This is a genomic window from Nocardia sp. 852002-20019_SCH5090214 (assembly GCF_001665865.1).
GTDB lineage: Bacteria > Actinomycetota > Actinomycetes > Mycobacteriales > Mycobacteriaceae > Nocardia > Nocardia nova.
Window position 1 is genome coordinate 1 of sequence record NZ_LZMK01000429.1, and the last position, 5971, is coordinate 5971.

6 protein-coding genes are annotated in these 5971 nt (G+C 69.3%); all 6 read left to right on the forward strand.

Features of this window, described 5'->3' with window-relative positions; genetic code table 11:
* The coding region (locus A5780_RS41585) for a hypothetical protein (protein WP_197521954.1) at nt 1-851 on the forward strand (851 nt) is incomplete at its 5' end.
* Nucleotides 852-928: 77 nt separating this feature from the next.
* Nucleotides 929-1789 carry a hypothetical protein gene (locus A5780_RS36950; RefSeq protein ID WP_156769760.1) on the forward strand — a complete coding sequence of 287 codons (861 nt, stop codon included), beginning with the start codon at nt 929-931 and terminating at the stop codon, nt 1787-1789.
* The gene (locus tag A5780_RS36955) at nt 1786-2727 is read left to right on the forward strand and encodes a hypothetical protein (protein ID WP_156769761.1); all 942 of its coding nucleotides are present in this window, start codon (nt 1786-1788) and stop codon (nt 2725-2727) included. The genes A5780_RS36950 and A5780_RS36955 overlap by 4 nt, the downstream gene beginning before the upstream one ends.
* Before the next feature lie 71 nt (nt 2728-2798).
* The gene (locus A5780_RS36960; protein WP_064911335.1) at nt 2799-3752 is read left to right on the forward strand and encodes a hypothetical protein; all 954 of its coding nucleotides are present in this window, start codon (nt 2799-2801) and stop codon (nt 3750-3752) included.
* Between the two features lie 63 nt (nt 3753-3815).
* Entirely contained in the window at nt 3816-4736 is a 921-nt protein-coding gene (locus tag A5780_RS36965) for a hypothetical protein (RefSeq protein ID WP_064911336.1), read from the forward strand.
* A gap of 67 nt (nt 4737-4803) precedes the next feature.
* The gene (locus tag A5780_RS36970) at nt 4804-5763 is read left to right on the forward strand and encodes a hypothetical protein (RefSeq protein ID WP_156769762.1); all 960 of its coding nucleotides are present in this window, start codon (nt 4804-4806) and stop codon (nt 5761-5763) included.
* The last annotated feature ends 208 nt before the right edge of the window (nt 5764-5971 follow it).

Consider the following 5971-nt stretch of genomic DNA (forward strand, 5'->3'; position numbering starts at 1 on the left):
AGATCCAGGGTTATATCGATCGGGCGCAGCATGGTCGCCTCGAGCACTGGGCCGATATGGCGATCAAGGCCGGCCGCTACCGCGAGCACCTGCTCGAGATGCAAGTCAAAAATGCACGCCTGCAACATGATCAGGACAGAGCAGACCGGGCCAAGGACAGCGACGAAGCCAGCGAGGAACGCCGGGACAAGGTTCACGGGTTGCAGGTGCGGGCCCTGCGCGGTGAGTACAACCGCAAAGACGCGATCCATACCCAGCAGCTGCGCCGCTACGACAAACAGATCGCGCAGGACCGGCGGTTGCACGATCTGAAGGTCGAATACCAGCAGTTGCTGATCGAGGCCCGCAAACGCGCGCTCGGGCTCACTGAAACACTCACCGACACCGACCCCGGCACCGTCCGCGCTCACGCCGCCAGCGCGGGGTGGGCGGCGGCCGAGGCCACCGCGGATCTGTCCGACGACCATCGCGCCCACGCCGACGCATGGGCCGAACGCTACGGCGAGGACACAGGGAACGACCCCCGCACCACCCTGGCCGATGCCCGTGCCGAGGCCGCAGCCCTCGACGACGCCGTCGATGAACTCCACAACCACATGAACACGCTCGGCGCCGAGTACACCCTGTTGAGCTACGGCGAAGCTCAGATGCGCACCTTCGATGCCGAATCCGGCCGAGACGATGGCAGTTCCGGCGAAGCGCTCGAAGTGCTCGACGGAGAGGTCATCGACGTCGCGGTCGAGGTCACCGGCGTCACCGGTGACCTCGATATGGGCGTCGACTTCGCGTCTCCGGTTCTTCCGCCCGTGAAGGCTCTCGGGCCCGCGCCGTCTGCGGAGATCGAACCATGATGGCGCGCAACCCCTTTCGTGCTTCGGTTCCGTTCGCTGCGGCGCCTGACCGGTGGCAGATGAAGGTGCTCGCGGGTGTGTATGCGCATGCGTCGGCGGCGCGGGAGATGGCCGCTGCGGCGCGGGCCGGTCGGGAGGCGACCGGTGAGCTTCCGCCCCCGTCATGGTCGCGGGCTTTCCGCACCGAGGTCCTGCTCGGCCAAGAGCTCGAGAAAGCGGGGCTGGCCGCGGGGGTGCCGCGGGAGTGGCTGAACCAGGCCCGCACCCGTGCCCATCTGGGTCAGCCGTGGCGCCGCGACCTGCACTGGCGCAACCCGAAACCGGTGGACCGGACCAGGCTGCTGGTCGGGCTGGCCGCCGAGGCGCACCGGATTCAGGATCTGGCCGCGGTGGCGGTCGCCTATGAGCATCGTGGCGCGCATGCCGAGCCCGGCACCGCGACCTGGGTCATGCGCAACCTGCGCCGATCCCGCACCCGCCTGGTCCAACTCGCACGCCTGCTCGCCGTCACCGACGACGAAGCACAGCACATGTGGAACTCGCCGCAACACTGGACCGCCGCCGCCGAGAGCGCCGGCGCCGCGAGTGTCGACGAACTCGACACCCGCTGGCGCGCCCACGCCCGCAGCGACCAAACCAGCATCGTGCTGCAGGCCCGCGCACTCACCAAATCCGGCATCACCGCACCCACCGGCGCCGCACTCCCACCACCCGACCAAATCCTCGACGTCCTTCGAAAAGAACTCGTACACAACAGTATTCCCGCCGCCGAGGGCGCCGACCGGCATCTGGAAGCCGACGTGGTCGCGTCGGCCGGGGAAGGCATCGAATTAGCGGTGGCCGCGACCGGAATAGGCAGCAGCGGCCATCACGACCTGGTACCGGATCTCGCCCCGGCGCCGCGCCAGCCCAGCCTCGGAGTCGAGGTCGAGCCATGACCGGGACACAACACCCTGTCGGCACGAGTGGTCGGCGTCCGGTGGCGCCGAACGCGGCGCAGAAGGCACTGCTGCGGCGGTTGAGTGCGGTGGTAGCCGACACGCGCGCGCTGCTCGATGCCGCCCGCAACCACTGGGAGGCAGGAGTTTTGGCGGAACCCTCTTGGTTCGCTCGCTTGGATGCGCTGATGGCGCGCGGCGCCGCGCTGGCGGAGCTGGGCCACGCCGGTGGAATCCCGCAGCGGTGGATCGATCTCGCCCGCCTCCAGGGCGAGCGCGGCACGGGATGGCGCACGCCGCAACGATGGCCCGTCCCGCAACCCGTGCAACTCGACCGCCTCATCGACGACCTCGCCGCCGAAGCCCGCGACCTCAGCGACGTCATGGCCGTCCACGCCGCCTACCGCGCTCGCGCCCGCAGCAACGAACCCGACTCGCAGCGCACACGCATCGAAGCCACCGCGGCGGTGCGCCACGAGCGCCTGACCTCGATCGCGGCGCTGTTGGATCTGATCGGACCCGAACGCGACCGGATCAGGCCGGCCCCGGATCCGATCTGGGCCCGCGCGCTGGCGGCCACGGTGCGAGACCGGGATCCCGATCTGCTGGCACAGCAATGGCGCGTCCACGCCGAACATGAACCCACATCGGTGGCTGCCTACCGGTTGCTGACCGACCACGGCGACATCGACTTCCTCCCTGATTCCGCCATCGCGCCGATCCCCGCGGTGATGGTCGAACACATCGCCGCAGCCCTGCGACTGCCACCCGGCCTGGCCGCTCACGACCCGCAGCTGGGCGCAGCCACCGACAGCGCGGTGATCGCCGCGTTAGGCGAGCCCCGGTGCTTCGAGTTCCCCACCCCAACACCCGGTGACGAGCAGCACGCCGGCGCCGGCCCGGCACTCATACATCGCGACAGCGGCCCCAGCCCGTAACGGCGGGCACACGCCCTCGACCCGCTGATTATCCGGCGGCAGGGCACCGAACCCGAGACCAGGAGAAAAGGATGACGACTCCCGAACCGACACCCGACCCAGCCCGCATCGCGGAGCAGACGTCGACCAGCTCGCCCGGCAGCGACCGTGTCCGGGGTCCGAACGCCGCCCAGGCTGCGCTGCTGCGGCGGTTGCGGGACATCGCCGACGGGCTGGCCCGGATGCAGGAAACCGGTCGCCTCGGCGGCGAATTCGGCCACTTTCCCTCCGAACTGTGGCACGACTACCTCGATGACTTGCACGACCGTGCCGACGCACTCACCGAGCTCGGGCGCGCCGGCGGCATCCCGTCACCGTGGCTCGACTACGCCCGGGGGCACACCGCCAGCGCGCAGGTGCCCGAGCGTTGGCCGGGGACAGATACGCGGGCGCGCGCCGAACTGATCGCCGCGGTGGGCGAGCAGACGCGGGAGCTGGGGCACGTCGCGGCCGTGCATGCCGCCTACCGGTCGCGAGTCGCCACCGGACCCCAACGAGAGCAGGACGCCTTCGCCGAAATGCTGGGCCAGCGATGGGACCGCATCGCGACGGTGGCAGCTCTGCTGAAACCGGTCGGCGCGGAACGCGAACAGATATGGCCCGACATCGAAAGTCCCACACGGCTGGCCGCTTTCGCACAGCCAATACGTGACATCGGTCCCGCCGAGTTGGCGCGGCGATGGCATTCCATCCGGTCGACGCCAGATGCCGCGGTGTCCGCGCATGCGGCGCTGGCCGACTACGGCGACTTGACCTGGGACCCGGATCGCGAACTGGTGCCCCCGCCACAATCACTGATGGCCCAAATCAGCGCCGTGCTGCATCCCGGCCGCAGCGTCGACAAGACGGTCGGTGCTGGCGCCGCGATCGACGCCGATATCGCCGCTGCACTCCCTGATGCGCCCCGCGAATTTCTGCCGGAGATCCCGACACCGGACCCGAACCAGGCTGTTGCACCCGCGCGCGACACCGGACCCGAACCGTGACATGACGCCTCGACTGTCGAGAACAGCAGCAGCGCAAAACAATTCGAATCCAGGTGCCCGCAGATGACTGAACCGCAATCACCGCCCGTGCAGCGAAGACCGGTGTGGCAGCAGAGGCTGCTCGACCGGATCCAAGACTTGTCCGACGACCGAGTCCGGCTGCTGCGCGCAGGCTACGAGACTCCACCGGGGGCCGGGGAATCGTCCATGCTGGCCTGGCGCACACACCTGCTGCAGTTGGCAGCCGACCGCGCCGAAGTCGAAACCCACGCTCACGCGATCGGCATCCCCGACACCGCGATCGCCGCTGCCCGAGCCGCGGGCAGCAGTGGGCGGCGAGCCGACATCAGCCCCGAGCCCGGCACCGACGCGGTCCGGGAGCATGTCATGACGTGGGTGGCCAGCGATGTCTGGCAGATGCAGCACATGGCCGCCATCGACGTCGCGCGCCGGATGCGCCGGGTGACTCATACACCCTCCTTCGAGCCCGAACCGTGGATGGTGGCCCAGTTCGAGCGCAACCTGAGCGCATTGTGGATCCGGGCCGGCAATATCGCCGACGCGATCGACCTCACCGTCGATGAATCCGCCGGAATGTGGGCCCGCACCAGCAGCGAGTGGCAGCGACTCCTGGCCGCCACCGCACACACCTACGACGCCGACGCAGTGGAGGAACGCTGGCGCGTCTACGCCCGTCCCGGCATCGAGACCAGCGCCATACGCGACGCCACGGCGATCACCCTGCGCGTGGATGTCGCCCTGTCCGAGCAGCCGGTGCGCATCCCCGCGCCGCACGCCATGAAGACCGCCGCCGCAGCAGCGTTCCTAACCCATTCCTCCGCCGGCGCTGACGCCGACCCCATTGCCGACGCGATCGACCGCGCGCTGCCCGCCGAGGCCGACCACACCCGGTGGGGCACACCCACACCCACCGGCCCACCACAGCATCCCGGGCCCGATCTCGATCACGGGGCCCAGCTATGAGCCACGCCTGCCCACACCCAGATCCACGGACTCCCAGCGGGTTCACCCGCCAGAAGAGGTAACAACCATGACCAACCCCGGTCCCGCAGTATCGATGGAGCAGTGGCAGGCGAAGCTGCTGGCCCGCATCGACAGACTGGCACGCACCTACGCGTTGGTGCAGGTGCGTGGTTTCGCTGGCTACGACGGTAGTGACGGCACCCCGGAGCAGGAGTGGCGTTCGCATCTGGACGCGTTGGAAGCCGAACGCGAAGCGATCGAACAGCTGGCAATCGAACTCGGTATCCCACCCCAATGGGTCGAACGCGCCCGCACCAACGGTGCCGAAGCAGCCCAACTCTCGTCCCCCACAACGGAAACCGCGCCCGCGCCCGCGAATCCGAGCCCGGAGGCCGGGATGCCCGAGGTCGCATCGGCGTCGAAGCAGTTGTTCATCGACATGGCCGTCGTCGATGTGTGGCATGTGCATCGGATGGCGTTGCTGTCAGCGGCGCGCGATGCCCGTCTCAGCGCCGGCCGTCTGGGGTTGGGCGCCGACCCGGTCGCCGATATGCAGTTTCACCGCAACATGAAGCTGCACCATCAGCGCGCGGCCGGACTGTCCGATGCCGCGCAACTGTCGGCGCCCGAGGTCGAAGCCCTGTGGAACAGCCCGCAAGTCCATACCGCGCGCCGGCAGGCTGCCGAGCAGATCAACCGGTGGGACGACCTGCACCTGGAATTCGAATGGCGCCGCTACACCCAGCCCACCACCGACCCGGTACTGCCGCCCTACATCCCCGTCGACCCGGACACCGGAACCCCGACCACCCACGCACAGGCACGCCCACCCGATCCCAACGAGCTGATCGCCCGCGCCGCCGCCGCGCTCGGAATCGACCCCGACCGCACCGACCGCCTCCCGATCCACCACGCAACCGCCATCGACATCGCCTTACCCGAAGCCACCGCCCGCGACTGGGAGCCGGATCCCGCCACAACACCACCGCCGCCCCCAATGCGACCCGACCTCGGGCCCGAGCCCTGACCACCGCATCCTCATCCCTCGGTGATGGCGCTGGCGCCGACCATCACTCCAGACCGATTCGAACCACCGCGAGGACATCCCGTCACGCCCGGCCCACCGGCCGCGGCCCGCTTCCCGACAAGGCGGAACATGATGTCCGACAACACATTCCCCCCATCACATACTCCCGACGCCAGCGCCGCAGACACCGCCGCGGCCCCGGCCGCAC